The sequence below is a fragment of the Rhizobium sp. CNPSo 3670 genome (assembly GCF_057784555.1).
In genome coordinates this window covers 95,612-114,844 of the sequence record NZ_JBXSOL010000017.1, presented here as the reverse complement: position 1 = coordinate 114,844, position 19,233 = coordinate 95,612, and the positions used below count along the sequence as shown (strand labels likewise).

Annotated in this window: 17 protein-coding genes and 1 pseudogene; 8 read left to right on the top strand and 10 right to left on the bottom strand. The window is 61.4% G+C overall.

The window, feature by feature from the left end:
- Window positions 1–5 precede the first annotated feature (5 nt).
- Window positions 6–478, bottom strand: a pseudogene (locus tag AC13QO_RS19020) (cupin domain-containing protein).
- 91 nt (window positions 479–569) lie between these two features.
- Here AC13QO_RS19020 and AC13QO_RS19015 point away from each other — a divergent pair.
- Window positions 570–1,103, top strand: a complete 534-nt coding sequence (locus AC13QO_RS19015) for a carboxymuconolactone decarboxylase family protein (protein WP_488541520.1) — start codon at window positions 570–572, stop codon at window positions 1,101–1,103.
- Here the strand turns inward: AC13QO_RS19015 and AC13QO_RS19010 are convergent.
- Window positions 1,100–1,870, bottom strand: a complete 771-nt coding sequence (locus AC13QO_RS19010; protein WP_488541519.1) for a TIM barrel protein — start codon at window positions 1,868–1,870, stop codon at window positions 1,100–1,102. The two genes, AC13QO_RS19015 and AC13QO_RS19010, sit on opposite strands and share 4 nt — an antisense overlap.
- A gap of 145 nt (window positions 1,871–2,015) precedes the next feature.
- Here AC13QO_RS19010 and AC13QO_RS19005 point away from each other — a divergent pair, with 145 nt between their 5' ends.
- Together AC13QO_RS19005 and AC13QO_RS19000 are read left to right on the top strand one after the other, a co-directional pair.
- The gene (locus AC13QO_RS19005; RefSeq protein WP_488541518.1) at window positions 2,016–2,804 is read left to right on the top strand and encodes an SDR family NAD(P)-dependent oxidoreductase; all 789 of its coding nucleotides are present in this window, start codon (window positions 2,016–2,018) and stop codon (window positions 2,802–2,804) included.
- 140 nt (window positions 2,805–2,944) lie between these two features.
- Window positions 2,945–3,409 carry an RrF2 family transcriptional regulator gene (locus AC13QO_RS19000; RefSeq protein ID WP_085780172.1) on the top strand — a complete coding sequence of 155 codons (465 nt, stop codon included), beginning with the start codon at window positions 2,945–2,947 and terminating at the stop codon, window positions 3,407–3,409.
- Between the two features lie 61 nt (window positions 3,410–3,470).
- Here the strand turns inward: AC13QO_RS19000 and AC13QO_RS18995 are convergent, their stop codons facing one another.
- Window positions 3,471–4,583 (bottom strand): acyl-CoA dehydrogenase family protein, encoded by a 1,113-nt coding sequence (locus tag AC13QO_RS18995; RefSeq protein ID WP_488541517.1) that lies wholly within the window; start codon window positions 4,581–4,583, stop codon window positions 3,471–3,473.
- 202 nt (window positions 4,584–4,785) lie between these two features.
- Here AC13QO_RS18995 and AC13QO_RS18990 point away from each other — a divergent pair, with 202 nt between their 5' ends.
- Window positions 4,786–5,523: a metallophosphoesterase family protein gene (locus tag AC13QO_RS18990; RefSeq protein ID WP_488541527.1), complete on the top strand. Its 738-nt coding sequence runs from the start codon at window positions 4,786–4,788 to the stop codon at window positions 5,521–5,523.
- Between the two features lie 134 nt (window positions 5,524–5,657).
- On the opposite strand, the gene AC13QO_RS18985 is transcribed toward AC13QO_RS18990, so the two are convergent.
- The 3 genes from AC13QO_RS18985 to AC13QO_RS18975 all read right to left on the bottom strand — a co-directional run bounded on the left by AC13QO_RS18985 (window position 5,658) and on the right by AC13QO_RS18975 (window position 11,819).
- Entirely contained in the window at window positions 5,658–8,843 is a 3,186-nt protein-coding gene (locus AC13QO_RS18985) for an efflux RND transporter permease subunit (RefSeq protein WP_488541516.1), read from the bottom strand.
- On the bottom strand, window positions 8,840–10,018 hold the full coding sequence (locus tag AC13QO_RS18980; protein WP_183699049.1) for an efflux RND transporter periplasmic adaptor subunit: 1,179 nt from the start codon (window positions 10,016–10,018) through the stop codon (window positions 8,840–8,842). The genes AC13QO_RS18985 and AC13QO_RS18980 overlap by 4 nt, the downstream gene beginning before the upstream one ends.
- Before the next feature lie 259 nt (window positions 10,019–10,277).
- Complete coding sequence (locus AC13QO_RS18975) at window positions 10,278–11,819, bottom strand: cation:proton antiporter (protein WP_488541515.1); 1,542 nt, start codon at window positions 11,817–11,819, stop codon at window positions 10,278–10,280.
- Window positions 11,820–12,049: 230 nt separating this feature from the next.
- On the opposite strand from AC13QO_RS18975, the gene AC13QO_RS18970 reads away from it, so the two are divergent.
- Genes AC13QO_RS18970 through AC13QO_RS18960 form a run of 3 tightly spaced genes read left to right on the top strand, consistent with a single transcriptional unit; the run spans window position 12,050 to window position 15,264 of the window.
- Window positions 12,050–12,514, top strand: a complete 465-nt coding sequence (locus AC13QO_RS18970; RefSeq protein ID WP_020922126.1) for a MarR family winged helix-turn-helix transcriptional regulator — start codon at window positions 12,050–12,052, stop codon at window positions 12,512–12,514.
- On the top strand, window positions 12,507–13,730 hold the full coding sequence (locus AC13QO_RS18965; protein WP_488541514.1) for an HlyD family secretion protein: 1,224 nt from the start codon (window positions 12,507–12,509) through the stop codon (window positions 13,728–13,730). Before AC13QO_RS18970 ends, AC13QO_RS18965 begins: the two co-directional genes overlap by 8 nt.
- Window positions 13,723–15,264 (top strand): DHA2 family efflux MFS transporter permease subunit, encoded by a 1,542-nt coding sequence (locus AC13QO_RS18960; RefSeq protein WP_488541513.1) that lies wholly within the window; start codon window positions 13,723–13,725, stop codon window positions 15,262–15,264. The genes AC13QO_RS18965 and AC13QO_RS18960 overlap by 8 nt, the downstream gene beginning before the upstream one ends.
- On the opposite strand, the gene AC13QO_RS18955 is transcribed toward AC13QO_RS18960, so the two are convergent.
- From AC13QO_RS18955 to AC13QO_RS18945, 3 genes are read right to left on the bottom strand one after another with little or no spacing between them, the layout of a single operon-like run.
- A complete protein-coding gene (locus AC13QO_RS18955; RefSeq protein ID WP_488541512.1) occupies window positions 15,265–15,882 on the bottom strand; it encodes a DNA-3-methyladenine glycosylase in 618 nt (205 codons plus the stop codon).
- Window positions 15,883–15,930: 48 nt separating this feature from the next.
- Complete coding sequence (locus AC13QO_RS18950) at window positions 15,931–16,245, bottom strand: hypothetical protein (protein ID WP_488541511.1); 315 nt, start codon at window positions 16,243–16,245, stop codon at window positions 15,931–15,933.
- A 23-nt stretch (window positions 16,246–16,268) separates the two neighbouring features.
- Window positions 16,269–17,177, bottom strand: a complete 909-nt coding sequence (locus AC13QO_RS18945) for a LysR family transcriptional regulator (protein ID WP_488541510.1) — start codon at window positions 17,175–17,177, stop codon at window positions 16,269–16,271.
- A 116-nt stretch (window positions 17,178–17,293) separates the two neighbouring features.
- Here AC13QO_RS18945 and AC13QO_RS18940 point away from each other — a divergent pair, with 116 nt between their 5' ends.
- On the top strand, window positions 17,294–18,037 hold the full coding sequence (locus tag AC13QO_RS18940; protein WP_488541509.1) for an SDR family oxidoreductase: 744 nt from the start codon (window positions 17,294–17,296) through the stop codon (window positions 18,035–18,037).
- 243 nt (window positions 18,038–18,280) lie between these two features.
- Here the strand turns inward: AC13QO_RS18940 and AC13QO_RS18935 are convergent, their stop codons facing one another.
- Window positions 18,281–19,192 (bottom strand): LysR family transcriptional regulator, encoded by a 912-nt coding sequence (locus AC13QO_RS18935; protein WP_097600688.1) that lies wholly within the window; start codon window positions 19,190–19,192, stop codon window positions 18,281–18,283.
- Window positions 19,193–19,233: the final 41 nt, after the last annotated feature.

Below are 19,233 nucleotides of genomic sequence, written 5' to 3'. Positions count from 1 at the left end.
CGGCGTCAGCGGTGGATGGGATCGATCCAGGCGACGTCTTCCGGTTTCTCGACCGGTTCGATATCTAAGTTGACGACGACCGGTTCCTGGCCTGAGCGAACGAGCACGCATTCCAGCGTCTCGTCGCGGCTGGCATTGATCTCCTGGTGAGGCACATAGGGCGGAACATAGATGAAGTCGCCGGGGCCGGCTTCGGCGGTATATTCCAGATGCTCGCCCCACGCATGCGGGCCTTGCCCTTGACGACGTAGATGATGCTTTCGAGATCGCCGTGATGGTGGGCGCCGGTTTTCGCATTGGCATGGATCGTCACCGTGCCGGCCCAGATTTTCTCTGCGCCGGCACGGGCATGGTTGATCGCGGTCGCGCGGTTCATGCCCGGGGTCTGCGCGGTGTTCGGGTCGAGCGAATTGCCGGGAATGACCTTGACGCCGTGTTCGCGCCAGTCGATGTGAGAATGCTGGTGGTCGCCGCTCATGCCTAGCCTCCGCCTTGATTGAATCAGTCTAGGCGGGACTACCGCGACGGCCAAGCGGATTTACTTTGAAGCAGCAGAAAGAGCGGAGCCGATGAGCCACCTCCCGCAGATCGATTACGACACCGCTTCGCCTGAGGTTCGCGCGGCGCATGATGAAGAAATCAGACTGCGCGGACGCATGACCAACATGAAGCGGACGCTCCTCCATTCGCCGGTCGCCCATCGCATCTATGCCGAATGGTTTACGCTGCGGGCCGAGCTCGATCCTGTCATCAGCGACCGCGAGATCTGGATCTTCTCGCATGCGATCTCGAAGGCGGCGAAATCGAAGATTGCCATCACCTTCTTTCGCAGGGCGCTGATCAACAAGGGGTCTGATCCCGATGCTATGGAATTTTCCGAAGCGGAGGCGCTCCTCGATGCCTTCGGCAGGGCTGTTGTCGCCGATTCAAACGCCGTTCCGGCCAAGCTCTGGGAAAAGCTGAATGAACGCTACGAAACCAAGGCGCTCGTCGATCTGGTCGCCTTCGCCGGCATCATGCTGGCGACCGCTGTCTTCAACAATGTCGTCGAGGTCGAATTCGACCCGGAGCTTGAGGCCTTCGCAGAAGGCACCGGCTCCTAGCCGTTTAGCGAGGCGATCGCGGCTTTGACCGCGTCCGCGCCGGCCCTCGTTGGCCGGTATTCAAGGCCGACGGCGCCGTCATAGCCGTTGGCGAAGATCCAGTTGAGGCGATGGGCGAGGTCGATGCCACCGGAGCCCGGTTCGTTGCGGCCGGGATGATCGGCGACATGGACGTGGAAAACACGGTCGATACGGCCGTCCAGCACGTCTTCGGTGCGTTCGCCCATCACGGCGGAATGGTAGATGTCGTAGACGATGCCGATCTCGGGGCGGCCGACGTCATCGACGATGTCGAGGCCTTCGCGGGTCGAATCGAGGAAGTAGCCGATATGGTCGATACGGATGTTGAGAGGTTCTACGCCGAGCCGCACGCCGCTCCCTTCCAGGATATCGGCACCTGATTTCAGGGTGTCGGTGAGGGCCACGCGCTGTTCATCACGGCTGACGCCGGCGAGATCGTCGCCGGCCTGGGCGATGAGCACCGGCGCGCCGAGGCGTTTGGCGACTGCGACGGATTCCGCAAGGCCCGCCAGCCAGGCCTGCCGGTTGGCGGCATCGGTCAGTGCGATCATCGGCTCGGCGACGAGGCTGGTGACGGCAAGGTCGGTTTCCTTCAGTGCTGTCTCGATCGCATCCAGATCCTTGTCGGTCCAGCGCCAGAATTCGATCGCCGTCAGGCCGCCGGCATGGGCGCGGCGGATGCGGTCGGCAAAGCTGTCGCCCTCTTCGGCAAACAGCCATTCTATGCAGGCTGAATAACGTCGCATGAAAATTCCTCCCGGTGCGGATGCAGGCTGCGACAGAACGGAGCCTGCCGCAAGAGGCGTTTGGGTGCTTGACGCCCGGATTCATTGGCGGAACACTCATCCCCTAATCTAGGGCCGGGATCGCTGGCCGCTTCGGGAGGAAGATATGGATCTGGGATTGAAGGGAAAGATCGCCGTCATAACAGGCGCGTCGGTCGGCATCGGGCTCGCGATCGCCGAAGGGCTGGCGGCTGAGGGCGCAGACCTCGTTCTGGCGGCGCGCGGCGGCGAACGGCTGGAGGCGGAAGCCGTCCGCATCGCCGAGAAATTCGGCGTCAGCGCCGTCGCTGTCGCCGCAGATGTGGCGACGGTTGATGGAACCGAGGCGATCATTGCGGCGGCTGCCGAAAAGGGAGGCGCCGATATCCTCATCAACAATGCCGGCACCGGATCGAACGAGACCGTCATGGAGGCGCCTGACGAGAAATGGCAGGCCTATTGGGACCTGCATGTGATGGCCGCCGTCAGGCTTGCGCGCGGCATCGCACCGCAGATGAAGAAACGCGGCGGCGGGGTGATCCTGCACAATGCCTCGATCTGCGCCGTCCAGCCGCTCTGGTACGAGCCGATTTACAATGTCAGCAAATCGGCGCTGATGATGTTTTCGAAGACACTCTCGACCGAGCTCATCCAGGACAATATCCGCGTCAACTGCATCAACGCCGGCTTGATCCTGACGCCCGACTGGATCAAGACCGCCAAGCAGCTGACGGCCGAAAGCGGCGGAAACTGGGAAGGCTACCTGCAGAGCGTTGCCAATGAACATGCCGCCTCCAAACGCTTCGGCACACCGGAAGAACTGGCGAATGTCTTCGTCTTTCTGAGTTCGGAGCGGGCGAGCTATTGTATCGGATCGACCTATTTCGTCGATGGCGGCATGCTGAAAACAATTTGATCGAAGCTGCGCCAAGAGCCGGCCGGGAATGTTGCCGATACAAGCTATAAATATTAGCTATTTTGTTGTATCTTCACGATTTCGACGTTATTTGGCTGCTATTGACGGGCAAATATTTCGGTTTCCAAAAGGCGACGACGATGCTGACGAAGAAGGGAAAATACGGCCTCAAGGCTCTGGTCGATCTGGCGCGTCTGGCGCCGGGCGAGACCGCCTTCATCAATGACGTCGCAGCGCGGAACAATATTCCGAAGAAGTTTCTCGACACGATCCTGCTCGAACTACGCAATGTCGGTATCCTGCGTTCAAAGAAAGGCCCTGGCGGCGGGTATTCTCTCTCGCGGCCGGCATCCGAGATCCGTATCGGCCATGTCATCCGCACGCTCGATGGTCCGCTCGCGCCGATCCGTTGCGCCAGCCGCACGGCTTACGAGGCGTGCGACGACTGCGCCGACCCGGAAACCTGCCAAGTGCGGCGTTCGATGACCGATGTTCGGGACGCGATCGCCGCCATTCTGGACAATATGACCCTCGACCAATTCGTCGCCGCCGGTGGCCGCATTGAAGACACCGGGGATGAACTGCCGATCTCCGCCGCCAGCTGAGACGCTTCGTTTCATGTGGTCTGCGTTACTCACAGGGCGCCATGCTGTGATCGTTCAGCGCTCATCTTGACATATGGTCGCCGGCCCGGTGCAGCAATCGATCGCGCGGCAGCGACAGCGCGTGGATACGTGCATTGCGCCAATGGCGGTCGAGATTGAGGCCGATGCCGGTTGACGCTTCGCCCGCAAGTTCGAACAGCGCATTTGCGGCGCTAAGGGCCGTTTCCCCGGCAGTTATTGCGGCGGCCGAGGCAGAAAAATAGGCGTCCGCCATCGCCGCCTCTACAGGATTGACCTGTGCAATATCGAGTTTGCGGCCCGCCCGCTCCAGAGCTGCCGCCGTGATTTCGATGCCGACAGCGTGTTCGCCGAGCCGGGAGGGGAAGACGGTGCGATCGCCAATAGCTGTCATCAGGTCGGCCCATGCGGCCCGCGCGATGCCGAGGCCTACGCCCGCCTTAAGCAGCAGGCCGAGCGAAATGCCCGTCGAACATGCGGACGAGGGGGCCGGCGCGATTGTGCCGGCATCAACATGCACTGCGCCGGCGATCGTCGTTGCCGACCCATTGGTGCGCTGACCGAAACCGTCCCAATCATCGACCACCTGCACGTCCTCGCTGTTGCGGCTGAAGTAAAGCGTCACAGGGCGGCCGGGCGGAAGTGTGAGGTCAGCGGCAATCCAATCGGCGTAGAGAATACCGGGCGCCTGCCGCATCCGTCCGCTCAGGCGGTACCCCGATCCTTCGGGCCACAGCTCGCTGCCGTCGGCAACGGTTGCGCCGGCGAAGCGGTCGCCGAGCAGCACACGGGTAAAGAGCGATGCCTTCAGATCCTCGGATGCCTGGGTGCGGAGGGTTTCCAGGACGGAAAAGTGATTTTCCATGGTCTCGCCGATCGAGGCGTCGGCCTCGGCAATGATCGCGATGATTTCGGCAAGCAGGGCGTTCGGCACGTCGAGCCCTTCATGTTCGGGCGGAACAGAGATTGCCGTCAAACCCGAGACCGACAGCGCGTCGAGCTCGGCAAAAGGCAGGATGCGGTTGATATCGCGCTCGCTTGCCTGGTGACGGAATGTGTCGGCGAGGTTGCGAGCCGTGGATATCGCCTCCTCTTCGTTTTCGATGCGGCGTGCCGGTGGCCGGATGCGGTCTTGAAACTGCGATACTGTTCCCATCGCTCACTCTTTCCTCGACGGGTGACAGGAGTGAGGGATTTTCCTCCGGATGATAAGAACGGTTTTTCCAGAAAAACCCAAAGCTTCGAATTTTCTCACCAACTTGATCGCCTCGCCTTGCACTCTACTTATGGTTAACCGGGCTATCCAATCGAGGAATATGATGGGTGAAGCACTTGCTCGCCATAGCGAGGTTTGGAAAATGGGGCGCCAGCCGAGACCGCGCCTGACGCTGGATATCGCCGAGATGCCAACTTATGCGATCGGCGACATTCACGGCCGCTACGACCTGCTTCTGAAAGCTGAGGAGGCGATTCTGCAAGATGGCGCGCGATTGCCCGGGCAAAAGCTGATCGTGACGCTGGGTGACTATATCGACCGGGGCCCGGAATCGGCACAGGTCATCACTCACCTCATGGAGCCGCCGCCTGATGGTTTCGACCGTATCTGTCTTGCCGGTAATCACGAGATCGCCATGCTCGATTATGTCGACGGCTGGCTCCCTTATGACGACTGGATGCGGATGGGATCGGCGGAATCGCTTAAATCCTATGGGCTCGATCCGGAGCATCTGCCGCTCGTCTTCCCCTCCGGCGCGCAGCTCGACGCCTTTCTGCGGCAGTCGCTGCCGCATACGCATATCGATTTCATGCGGGCGCTGCCGATCATGCTGGACACACCGAGCGTGGTGTTCGTGCATGCCGGCATCGATCCGTTGCTGCCGCTCTCCGCGCAGACGGAGGAGGATCTGGTCCTTATCCGCCACCGCTTTCTCGAAAGCAGGGTTCCTTTGCCGAAGCTCGTCGTGCACGGCCATACGCCCAGCGACGAGCCCGACATTCGCCCGAGGCGGCTCAATCTCGATACACGCGCCTTTCGCAGCGGCAAGCTGACCGTCGCACGGTTCTGGCAGGGCCGGGTGCATCTGTTTTCCACCTGACATCGTCCCAGCACGAGGCTGTGTCATAAAGCGCGTCGCAATCTTTCAGATTCTCCCCTGCGCTTGAGTCTTAGTTTTCAAACATGTCGTTGCCGCAAAACCGCTGAACACTTTTGCGCGACAGGCTAGAGTGATCAGACTGTCTCCCTTTCGGCCGGAACGGCTTCGACAGGCCTTTCAACCAAGCGGCTGCGGCGTCGGCCGCGCAGCACGACGTAGAAGACCGGCGTCAGGAACAGGCCGAAGAGCGTCACGCCGAGCATGCCCGAGAAAACGGCTGTTCCGAGTGACTGACGCATTTCGGCGCCGGGGCCGGTGGCGATGGCAAGCGGCAGAACGCCGAAGATGAAGGCGAATGCCGTCATCAGAATCGGGCGCAGGCGAAGATGGCTGGCCTCGATCGCGGCCTCTACCGGCGATTTGCCTTCCTCTTCCGCCTGTCTTGCAAATTCGACGATCAGAATGGCGTTCTTCGCCGCCAGTCCGATCAGGACGATCAGGCCGATCTGGGTCAGGACGTTGTTGTCCATGCCTCTTAGCCACACTCCAATCAGCGCCGCGAGTACCGCAAGCGGAACGATGAGAATGATCGCAAGGGGCAGAACCCAGCTTTCATATTGGGCGGCCAGCGCCAGGAAGACGAAAATGACGGAGAGGGCGAAGATATAGACGGCGGTGTTGCCGGTATGAGTCTCCTGATAGGCGAGTTCCGTCCATTCGAAAGTCGTTCCCGGCGGCAGGATCTTGGCGGCCAGTTCCTCCATCTTTTTGATGGCATCGCCGGTCGAGGTGCCGGGCGTCGGATTGCCTTGGAGCGGCACCGAGACATACATGTTATAGCGCTGGACAAGCGCCGGTCCGCTGGAATCCTGAATGTCCATCAGCGTTCCCAAGGGCACGAGCGCACCGGTGGCCGAGCGCACCTTCAGGGCGAGGATGTCTTCCTTGTCCATGCGGTATTGTCGGTCGGCCTGGGCGCGGACCTGGTAGACACGGCCGAACGCGTTGAAATCATTGACGTAAGCGACGCCGAGATTGATCGAAAGCGCATTGAAGATATTGGGGATCGGCACGTTCAGGAAGCGCGCCTTGTCGCGGTCGATCGACAGGAAATATTGCGGACTGGCATCGGAGAACGTCGTAAAGACACCGGTGAGACCCTCGGTCGTAGCCGCCGCCCCCATCATCTGGCGGGCAAGGCCGAGCACGCGCGTCATATCAGGGTTTTCAAGATCGGAAATCTGCATCTTGAAGCCGCCGGAGTTGCCGACCCCGCGCACGGACGGCGGCGGGATGGCAATGATGAAGGCTTCCTGGATGCTCTGCAGCTTGCCGAAGAGTTCGCCGATGATCTTGTTGGCGTTCTCTCCGCCTTCCTCGCGTTCGGCAAAGGATTTGAACGGAACGAAGACAACGCCCGAATTCGAAGCATTGGTAAACGTCGCTCCGCTGAAGCCGGCAAACTGCACGGCGTTGCCGACGCCGGGCACGGTTCGGGCGATATCGCCCACCTTTTTGACGACTGCATCGGTACGCGCAAGCGAGGCACCGTCGGGAAGCTGCACGACGATGATCGCGTAACCCTGGTCCATAGTGGGGATGAAGCCCGAGGGAACCCTGGTGCTCATGTACCATGTTGCGCCCAGAAGGGCGGCAAAGGCGAGCATCGAGCAGGTCAGGCCTACCCAGCTTCTGACAAGGTGCCGGACAATCCATGAGTAGCCCGAACTCATCCTGTCGAAGCCGCGATTGAAGCCGCCTGCAAGACCTGTCCCCAGCCGTGAGGCGATGCTCTTGCGCTTCGTCTGGTGATCATGGGCTTTCAGCAATATGCCCGCGAGGGCCGGCGAAAGCGTCAGGGAGTTCAAGGCCGATATGGCAGTGGTGACGGAGATCGTCACGGCGAACTGCCTGTAGAACTGGCCCGATATGCCGGGGATGAAAGCCGTCGGCACGAATACCGCGATCAGGACCAGCGAGATCGCCACGACAGCGGTTCCGACTTCGTCCATCGTCACGTGCGACGCCTGCTTCGGCGTCATTCCGCGCGCCAGATTTCGCTCGACGTTTTCCACCACCACGATCGCATCGTCGACGACGATGCCGATCGCCAGCACGAGGCCGAAGAGCGTCAGCATGTTGAGCGAAAAGCCGAAGGCGAGCAGAACCGCGAAGGTGCCGATCAGCGATACGGGAATGGCGACGATGGGTATGATCGCGGTCCGCCAGGATTGCAGGAAAACCAGAACGACGATTGCCACCAGGATGGCCGCTTCGGCGATGGTTCTATAGACCTCGTTGATCGAGTCCGAGATGAATTCGGTCGTGTCGTAAACGATGCGATATTCCAGGCCTTCCGGGAAATTCTGGGAGATATCCTTCATCAGCGTCTGGACCTGGTGGGCCGTGTCGAGCGCATTGGTTCCCGGCCGGGCGAAGATGCCGAGCGCGACCGCAGGGTCATTGTTGAGATAGCTGTTGGTGACGTAGTCCTGGGCGCCAAGTTCGATGCGGGCTACATCCTGCAGTTGCACGAGCCGGCCTGCTCCCGTCGATTTGACGATGACATAGCGGAACTCGCGCACATCGGAAAAGCGCCCGTCCGTTCGCACCGTATATTCGAACGCGTTCCTGCCGGTCACCGGCGGTGCGCCGATCTTGCCGCCCGATACCTGGACGTTCTGGTCCCTCAAGGACGAAACGACGTCGTCGGACGTCATGCCGTAGGCGGAGAGCTTTTCCGGATCGAGCCAGATGCGCATCGAATACTGGCGTTCGCCGAAGATCTGCACGTCGCCGACGCCGTCGAGACGCACGAGCACGTCGCGGATGCGGTTGCGGGCGTAGTTGGAGACGTAGAGCTGGTCGTAGCGATGCGATGGCGACAGGAGGTGCACCACCATCATCAGGTCGGGCGAGCTCTTGTCCGTGGTCACGCCGAGGCGCTGGACTTCCTCGGGAAGGCGGGGAAGGGCGATGGAAACGCGGTTCTGGACTAGGACTTGCACCTTATCTAGATCGGTGCCGAGCTTGAAGGTGATCGTCAGCGACATGGCGCCGTCGGCGCTGGAATAGGAAGACATGTAAAGCATGTCTTCGACGCCGTTGATCTGCTGCTCGAGTGGGGTCGAAACAGTGTCGGCGATGGTCTGCGGGTCGGCGCCCGGATAGGAGGTGCGCACGACGATGGTGGGCGGCGCGATCTCCGGATATTGAGAGACCGGCAGCTGCGTATAGGCGATGCCGCCGACGACCAGAAAGAGGATGGAAATGACGGCCGCGAAGATCGGCCGGTCCACGAAAAAGTGCGCAAATCTCATTGTCCGGTCTCCGCATTCGCGGATTCGGGCGCAGTGTCCTGCCGCTCCTGCGGCAGTTCGCTCATCTGCGGCGTGATGGTCGAGCCAGGCCGGGCGCGCATCAGCCCGTTGACGATGATCGTCTCGTTGCCGTCGAGGCCTTCACGGATGACGCGATAGCCGTAGAGCCGCGGTCCGGGCCTCACGGGCTTGGTCGAAACCTTGCCTTGCGCATCGACCACATAGACGACACGTTCATTCTGGTCGGAGCCGATAGCCTCGTCCGGGACGAGGATGGCCTTGTATGTATTGGAGGCTGCGACCTGCACACGGCCGAACAGGCCCGGCTGCAGGACGAGATCAGGATTTGCAAGGCGGGCGCGGATGCGGATGGTGCCGCTCTCGTTGTCCACCCGGTTCTCGGCAAAATCGAGCTTCCCCATAAAAGGTTTGGCGGTCGGATCGGAGATCGTGACGGATACGTCGACACCGCCGCCTCCGAGCTGCAGGTCTTTGCCCTGCTTGCGTGCGGTGTCGGCGAAATTCAGCAGGCGGCGCTCGTCGACATCGAAATAGAAGTCGATCGGATCGAGGGAGACGATCGTCGTGAGCACCGTCTGGTCGGCCTGCACGAGATTGCCGGTCGAGAGCAAGCGGCGGTCGATACGGCCGCTCAGTGGCGCCCGGATCTCGGTATATTCGAGATCGAGAGCCGCGCGGTCGGCCGCGGCCTGAGCGCCGCGGACATTGGCCTCAGCGGAATCGAATTCGCGGCGGCGATCATCCAGCGTCTGCGCGGATTGGCTGCCGCTCGAAGCGAGAGACTGGGCGCGCTTGTACTGAGCGTCGGCGAAGACAAGAGTGGACTGCGACGCTTCGAGCGTGGCCTTTGCCTGGTTGAGCGCGGTGACGAACGGCCGCTGGTCGATGACGAAGAGCAGGTCGCCCTGTTTGACCAAGGCGCCGTCCTCGAAATGGACTTCCTGTAGGTAGCCCCCGACGCGCGAACGCACGGAGACTTCGTCGACCGGCTGGAAACGGCCGATGAATTCGTCATTGTCGATGACATCGCGCACCACCGGCTTTGCGACCGTGACAGGGGGAGGGGCGGACGGTGCGCCCTGCGCCATCGCGACCAGAGGCATGAACGTAGCGATGCAGCCGAGCATCAATATCCGTCGAAGCGCGAAAGTCATAATCGGTCCCTCCAATCGCGGTGGCCGATCGACTGCCACCGAACTTAAGATGAAGTGATGCTATTCATGTCTTGCTGCTTTGAACGAAGGCCTTGCCTCCGTGATTTCCCCCGGCGTTCAATTCTGGGAAGGAATGCCGGCATGCAATGCAAATCGGAAAAATCGTAATGCTATGAAACTGGATATAAACGGCAGCGGCGAAAAATAGCAAATGCCAATTGGCTGCCGTTCAGCAGTCCGTCAAAACTCATGGGCGGCGTCAGCTCTCGACGATTTCGTCGCGGCCGGGCGGCAGGACGGCGAGCTCTGCCCAGTCTAGCTCCTGTTCCAGCGCATGGAAAACATCGTCATCAATCTCGTCGGCACGACGCATCTCCGCCAGTTTTCGGCGTTTCGCGGCAATGACGCTGCGGCGCTGCCTATCGAGCCTGCTGACTTCGCGCGGGTGTCTTCCGTCGGCAGCAATCTCACGCTCCGAGGTGTAAACGTCGCGCAGGATTCGGGTGGATTTGTCCTCGCCTTCAAGCTCGGCAAGAGCCGCGTCGATCAATGCCACGCGGGCTTTGGTGAGATCGTGGTTCAGGGATTTGTCCGGATCGAATTTCAGGAAGCGGATCAGCGGCCCGAGCGTCAGCCCCTGGACGATGAGCGTGCCTAGAACGACGGCCAGCGCGCTGAGCAGGATAATATCGCGATCATGGAAGTCGATCGGCAGGGCGAGCGCAGTTGCCAGCGTGACGAGACCGCGCATGCCGCACCAGCCGGCAAGCAGGCTCGCAGCAAATGAGGGAGGGGCTTGTGTCGTGAGACCGCGCTCGGCAAGAAAGGTGATGGCGCGGTTATAGACGAGCACCCAGGCTAGGCGCACGACGATGACGGTGACAAAGACCGCGGTTGCCAAGGTGATCGCAAAACTCAGCCGGCCGGGATCGAGATCGAGGACGATCTGGCGGACCTGCAAGCCCATCAGCAGGAAGGCGAGCACGTTAAGCAGGAAAACCGCGGCTTCCCAAACCGAATAGGAATGAATGCGGTGGCGGGCCGTCTGCCGCTCCGGCATGTAGCGGGCGATCACCATGGCATATGCGACGATCGCCAGGATCGCCGAAAGGTGCAGTCGCTCGGCGATGATCCACGTGCCGAAGGTGGCGACGAACTCGAGCAATGTGCCGCCGAGCGTGCCGGCGAGCTTCAGACCAACGATCATGTAGAGACGGCCGAGAAGATAGCCGAGGATGAGACCACCCGGCGCTGCCAGCGTCAATTCTGCCAGAATGCCGGTGAGGAAGGCGGGGTTGGTGGCGGCCGCCACTGCGGCGCTGAAGATGAGGAGGGCGACGGCATCGTTGAGCAGACTCTCGCCCTTGAGAATTACATAGGTCTGACGGGGCAGATTGAAGCGGTCGAGCATGACGGTCGCCGCGACCGCATCCGGCGGCGCCACGATGGCGCCGAGTGCGACGGCCACGGCAAGCGGCAGGCCGGCCATTGCAACGCCGACGGCGGCGACGGACGCGGCCGTCAAAATGACGGCGATTGCGGCAAGCGAAAAGAGCGGCAGCCAGTTGCGCCTCAACGTCCTCGGCGGCAAATCGTAGGCGGCGTCGAAAAGTACGGGTGCGATGAAAAGCGCCAGCGCCAGCCTGGGATCAATCGCCACCTCCGGAGCCCATGGGAAGGCAGCGACAATGATGCCGGCGATTGCCAGCATGGTCGGATAAGGAACACGGAACTTCCTGGAGAATTGCAGGAAGATGATCGCCACCAAGAGCAGCGTCAGCATGCTTTCGAAGAACGCCATAGGCCCTCCAGACCATTTCAGCGGATAGTTCTTGCCAGAACCTAGGGCCAGGCGATGCCACGGCCACTGTTCGAGCCTAAAGCTGTGAGGGACGGCAAGCTGCCGGCTGCGGGCTGCGGCATTTTGGCTCCGGTTGCAAAATCTGCGGCTTAAGCTCTTGTGCGAGCGTCTGCGCTCAATATATGTGAGCACATCATAAGGATGCTTATAAATATCCGGCACAGGTTTCCATGAACGCCACGCCCACACTCGGATTCCTTCTCCACGATGTCGCACGACTGCTGCGCAAGCGCTTCGAGCAACGCGCCAAGTGTCTTGGGCTGACACGTTCGCAATGGCAGACGCTCGCCTATCTCTCGAATAACGAGGGGATCCACCAGAGCGGCCTTGCCGAAATTCTCGAAGTCGAGCCGATCACGCTGGTGCGTATTCTCGACAAACTCGCTGAACGCGGGCTCATTGAGCGCCGCCAGCATCCGACCGACCGGCGGATCTGGCTGCTCTACATGCGCGACGAAGCGCATCCTCTGCTCGCCGAAATGCGCGAACTTGGCGATGTGACCCGCGCAGAGGCGCTGGAAGGTGTGTCAGTCGAGCAGCGTGAACAGCTTTTCCACATCCTGTCCGTAATGAAGACCAACCTGGTCCAGGCATGCCGGACCCCGGTTGACGAGAATGAGATGAACGATGGCTGATCAACCTCCCCTCCGCGTCGTTGCCGACGCCAATGCAAAGTCACCTATTGAAGAAAATGAAGCGAAACAGCAGAAAACGGTAGCCGAAGCGCCTTCATCCAGTTCAGCGCCGGTTGTCGCCGTGGCTGCGCCTGGCGGCAACAAGGTCCGCCGCCGGCGCAGTCTCACGCGGCCCGTTCTCTTCGCCCTGCTGCCGGTCGCGCTCGTTGTCGGCGGTTATTATTACGTCAATGGCGGTCAGGTGATGTCGACCGACAACGCCTATATCCAGGCCGATATGGTCGGGGTCACCACGGATGTCTCGGGCATCGTCGACCGGATCGACGTGCATGAAAACGAGGCGGTAAAGGCGGGGCAGGTGCTCTTCAGCCTGAGGGCCGATTCCTTCAAGATCGCTCTCGACGGCGCCAAGGCGCAGCTCGGCGTGCAGCGCAATCAGATCATGAACCTCAAGGCCAGCTATCAGCAGTCGCTTGCCGAGATCACGCAGGCGCAAGCCGATCTGCCCTATTACCAGGATCAGTTCGACCGGCAGCAGGCCCTCGTCAACAACGGCAGCGCGACGCAATCCGCCTATGACGAGGCCAAGCACAATCTCGAGGCCGCTCAGCAGAAGGTTGCCGTCGCCAAGGCGGAAGCAGCAACGACGCTCGCCCAGCTCGGCGGCAGGGCCGACCAGCCGGTCGAGGAAAACCCGCTCTACCTGCAGGCCAAATCGCAGGTCGACAACGCCCAGCGCGAGTTCGACCACAGTGTCGTCAAGGCGCCCTTCGACGGCATCGTCACCAATGTCAACGCGCTGCAGGTCGGCTCCTACCTGCAGGCCTCGCAGCAGGCCTTCTCGCTCGTCGCTACCGACCATTTGTGGATCGCCGCCAGCCCGAAGGAAACCGAGCTGACTTATGTCAAGCCTGGGCAGTCGGCCGAGATCCATGTCGACACTTATCCCGGCGTGACCTGGAAGGGCAAGGTCGAGAGCATCAGCCCGGCTTCGGGTTCCAGCTTCTCGCTGCTGCCGGCGCAGAACACCACCGGCAACTGGGTGAAGGTCGTGCAGCGTATTCCGATGCGCGTCAGCATCGAGGATGCCGCAGGCAAGCCGCCGTTGCGGGTCGGCATGAGCACGGTCGTCGATGTCGATACCGGCCATGCCCGCGGCCTGCCCGATTTCGTCAACACGCTTCTGGGCTGGCCTCAGGGCAAGGACCATGAGTAACGCTCCTGCATCTCCGGCGACCCGGGTCGCCAATCGCGGCGCGATCACGGCCTGCGTCATTCTCGCCGTCATCATGCAGGCGCTGGACACGACGATCGCCAACGTGGCGCTGCCCTATATCCAGGGCAGCGTGTCGGCCTCCGCCGACCAGATCAACTGGGTGCTCACCTCCTACATCGTTGCGGCGGCGATCATGACGCCGCCCTCCGGTTTCCTCGCCGCCAAATTCGGCCGCAAGCGCGTGCTGCTCGTCGCTATCGCTGGCTTCGTGGCCGCCTCCGTTCTCTGCGGCCTGGCGCAATCGCTGAACCAGATCGTTGCCTTCCGCCTGCTGCAGGGCCTGTTCGGCGCCTCGCTGGTGCCGCTTTCCCAGGGCATTCTCCTCGACATCTATACGGTGGAGGAACGCGGCTCGGCCATGGCGCTTTTCGGCGTCTCGGTCATGGTCGGGCCGGTGCTCGGCCCGGTCATCGGTGGCTGGCTGACCGACAATATCAGCTGGCGATGGGTGTTCTATATCAACGTGCCGATCGGCGCGCTCGCCTTTATGGGCATCGTTGTCTTCGTTGCCGAGACCAAGCGGGATGCGCTCGCCAAACTCGACTGGTTCGGCTTCGGGATGATGAGCCTGTTCATCGCCGCGCTGCAGCTCTTCCTCGATCGCGGCGAGCAGCTCGACTGGTTTTCTTCGGGCGAGATCGTGGTCGAAGCGATTGTCTGCGCCGCCGCCTTCTATCTGCTTCTGGTGCACACGCTGACCGCAGAGAAATCCTTCGTCAATCCGAAGCTGTTTCTCGACCAGAACTTCACGGTGAGCATGATCTTCATCTTCGTGGTTGGCGTGACCTACCTCGCCTCGCTGGCGCTGATGACCCCCTATCTGCAGACGCTGATGGGCTATCCCGTCATTACCGCCGGCATCGTCATGGGGCCGCGCGGGCTCGGCACCATGCTCTGTATGTTCATTGTCGGGCGGCTGATCGGCAAGGTCGATACGCGCTTGCTGCTGGTGCTCGGTCTCGGCCTGACTGCCTGGGCGATGTACGATATGACGGGATGGACGCCTGATGTTTCGCAATGGACGATCGTCTCGGTCGGCTTCATCCAGGGCGCCGGCCTCGGCTTTCTCTTCGTGCCGCTGACGACCATCGCCTTCGCGACGCTGCCCGCCCAAATGCGTGGCGACGGCACCGGCCTCTACAATCTGTCGCGAAACATCGGCTCGGCGGTCGGCATCTCGATCGTCTCGGCACTGATCGTCGAGAACACGCAGAGCAATCACGAGTCGATCGCGGCCTATGTGACGCCTTTCAACCACGCCTTCAATGCTGTCGCGGCGCAGGGGTTGAGCCCGCTCACGGCCGCCGGCCGCGCTTCGCTCAACGAGATGATCACGCTGCAATCGACGATCATCGCCTATATGGACGATTTCAAGCTCTTGATGCTAATGTCGCTCGCGGTCATTCCGCTGGTGCTATTGCTGCGCAAGCCGAAGGCCGCGCCTGCCGTCGACCACAGTGCGGTCATGGAGTGATCAGCGAAACGGCTTGCTGAGAAAACGCGATCCCTGAATGCCGAAGCGCCACGGTGCTTCGGCATTTCTCGTGATGCCGATGCGTTTTCCCACAACAATCGGCACCGGCGTGGACGGCGTCAACGCATATGGCGGGCGGTCGAGCAGTCTGTCATTGATTTCGATGTCGACGCCGAGCGCCTGGCAGAGCTTGCCCGGGCCGCTGCAGAGCGCCGTCAGCATATCGGTGCCGCGCCGCTCCGTCATAGCGGCAATTCCCGTTTCCGGCTCGAGCGCCCGGATCAGCACGGCCGAGCCCGGATGACAGACGAAGTTCAGGCACCAGTACATGCCGTAGATGCGGTAGATGTAGACATTGCCGGGCCGGCCGAACATGGCGCCATTGCGCCTGGTGGGCCCGCGAAAACTGTGCGAGGCTTCGTCATCGGGGAAATAGGCTTCGGTCTCGGTGATGCGGCCGCCGGCGCCGTCCACGCTCAGATGGCATCCGAGCAGGTCGCGGGCGACAGTGATCGCATCGCGCTCGAAAAACGCCCTGAGGCCTTCGCCGGCAAGCGCGCCGTCGCCGATCGCGCCTTTTGTCATACCACCATCCGTCATAACCGAGGCAGATAACATTCGCTGCCGCCGCCGTCATCCCAAAACCATTTGATGGCGCCGAGCGCGTCAGCGGCCGGCATTCGGATTACGCATGGGGATCGAGGATGATGTAATCGAGACCGGATCGCTCGCGGGGAAGGAATCTTCCAGGCCTTCCTCCAGTTCCTCTTCGAGCAGGGCCGGATCCTTACTGCGCGCGCCGTCACCATGGGCCGGTTCGATTGCTGCCGCAAGCAGGGCCTTTGCACGCCGGATTGCGTTTTCCAATGTCAGTTCGGGTGCGCTTCGCAGCGTTACGGCAATGCTGTCTTCGCCCTCACCGCCGAATTCGACGACGAAGCCATCTTCCGTCTGGTAGACGGTGATATCGCTGAGTGCCATGGCTCTTCCCCTAAACGCTTATATTAGCAAAGCGTGTTTTTGGAATTTTGTCGAGCGAAGAGCTTCACCAGCCAATCGATGAAAACGCGCACGCGGGGCGAAAGCTGGCGGTTGCGGGGGTAGAGCAGGGAAGCCGGGGTCGGGGTCGGTGGAAAATCCCGGAGCACGTGGACCAGCGTGCCGTCGGACAGATCTTTTTCGGCGTGGTAGCGCGGGATCTGGATCAGACCGAGGCCCATCCTCGCTGCCGCAACATAGCTTTCAGCGGCGTTGACCGTGATCGTCGCTGGAATGGTTATGTTACGTGCCGCACCGCCGATGGTGAATTCAAGCGGGAGCAGACTGCAGGTGCTGCTGGAGTGGAAGCCGACCATGCGATGGCCGGCAAGCCGGTCAGGATGCTGCGGCGGGCCGCGGGCGGCGATATAGGCGGGAGAGGCGAGCGTGACCTCATCAAGCATGGCGACGCGCCTGATGACCATGTCGCTGTCGGCAGGCGTGCCGACGCGCAGCACGCAATCGATGCCCTCGCGCACCAGATCGACCAGCCGATCGCCTTCGCTCATATAGAACTCGATCTCGGGATAGGTCTCCAGAAAGGACGGCAGGCACGGCAGCACGAAATGGCGCGCGAGCGTGCCGTGCAGATCGACGCGCAGCAGGCCTTTCGGTCTGGCGCCTGCAAAGGCTCCTTCCGCATCCTCGATGTCGGCGAGGATCGACAGGCAGCGCTGGTAGTAGGCCTCGCCGTCGAGCGTCGGGCTGACATGGCGTGTCGTGCGCTGGAGCAGGCGCACGCCGAGGCGTGCCTCGAGCTGCTTGACCGCGTCGGTAACGGTCGAGCGCGGCAGGCCCGTGTCTTCCGCTGCGAGGGTGAAGCTGCGGCGCTCGACAACACGGCAGAACACACGCATGGCATCGAATCTGTCCATCTTGTTTGTTCGTGTTCTCCGGATAGTGATGCCGGAGAATGCACGATTAACCGGCGCAAGAAAAGGCGCATCATCTTCTCATCGAAAACGCGCTGCGGCGTAAAAGGAGAAGAACAATGGCTTCCAACAAAGACAGCAAGGTCGCACTCGTCACCGGCGCTTCCCGCGGTATCGGCGCGGCCGTAGCCAGACGCCTCGCCAGGGAGGGTTTCACCGTCGTCGTCAACTATGCCGGCAGTGCGGCAGCGGCCGAGGACCTCGCCCGGGAGATCGAACAGGCTGGCGGCAGGGCGCTGACGGCCAAGGCGGATGTCAGCAATGCTGAAGCCGTCCGGCGGATGTTCGACGCTGCGGAAGGCGCCTTTGGCGGCGTTGATGTGCTTGTCAACAATGCCGGCATCATGATGCTGTCGCCGCTCGCCGAGACTGACGACGAAAACTTCGATAGCCAGATCGGCGTCAATCTCAAGGGCACGTTCAATACACTCAGGGAAGCGGCCCGGCGTCTGCGCGATGGCGGCAGGGTCATCAACTTTTCGACTTCGGTCGTCGGCTTGAAGCTCGAAACCTACGGCGTTTACGCCGCCACCAAAGCCGCCGTCGAAACGCTGACGGCAATCATGGCCAAGGAGATGCGCGGCCGTAACATCACCGTCAACGCCATTGCGCCCGGGCCGGTGGCGACCGATCTTTTCCTGAACGGCAAGACGGAGGAACTCATTACCCGCATGTCGAAGATGAATCCGCTGGAACGGCTCGGATCGCCCGAGGACATTGCCTCCGCAGTCGCCTTTCTCGCCGGCCCGGACGGCGGCTGGATCAATGGTCAGACACTGCGCGCCAACGGCGGCGTGATCTGATGAAGGCGCCCTCATCGCAATCATGTGATTGAAGATTGTAGGTCTCCCCCCTTACAATCGTGTGGAGAGTGCCTATAGTTGTTTTATCGCGAGAGAGTGGAGTTCCCTGACGCTCTCTCCCGAACCTCCAGAGCCTGCCGCGCCCAGTATGCGGCGCGACAGGTCCGATGTTCAAATTTTACGGCCCGTCGAAGGTTTCTCTGCCTTCCGGGCCGTCTCTGTTTTGCCACCGCGTGGCATGTTCTAGAAATCGTTCAGCTTGGCCTCGACCAGGAGCTTGACCAGCCAATCGACGAAGACGCGGACTTTGTTGCTGAGGTGGCGGTTCGGCGGATAGACCACATAGAGCGGCACCGGGTCACGGCGCCAGTCCGGCAGCACGCGGACGAGTTCGCCCCGCCGCATCGGTTCACGCGCCATGAAGGTCGGCACCTGCGCGACGCCGAGCCCCGTCAGGGCCGCGGTCAGATAGGTGCGGCTGTCATTGACCGAGGCAATGCAGCGTGGGGTCGTCTCGACCATTTCGTTGCCCCTGCGAAATTCGAAAGGCAGCGTCCGGTTGTTCTGGGCGCGGAAATAATTGACGGAGTAGTGCGTGGTCTCCAAATCCTCCGGCCGTTCGGGCATGCCGAATTTCTGAATGTAGCTCGGCGAAGCGCAGGTGATCAGCTCCATCTCCGAAACCCGCCGGGCGATCAGTGACTGATCGGTGGGCGTACCGGCCCGCAGCGCGCAATCGACGTTTTCGACCAGATAGTCTACCGTGCGGTCGCCGACCCCTAGGTCCAGACGGATATCCGGATAGCGCTGGTAGAAGTCGCAAAGTGCCGGAACGATAATGGCGTCGGCAAAAGCGCCGCTCATTTCGATGCGCAACCGCCCGCTCGGCAGGCTTTGCGAATTGGAGAGGCTGCCATCGAGTTCCTCCAGCTCGGAGATGATCTGGGCGGCGCGTTCATAATAAAGTGCGCCGTCCGTGGTCACCATGACCCGGCGCGTGGTGCGGTTCAGGAGCTTGGTGCGCAGATGCGCTTCGAGACCCTGAATGAGGTTGGTCACCGTCGCCTTGGGCATGGCGAGCATGTCGGCGGCGCGGGTGAAATTGCCCGTCTCCACGACGCGGATGAAGACGCGCATTGCCGAAAGTTGATCCATCGGTTTCAAGTCCGCAGTTTGCGTTGCACCATTATTCGAGA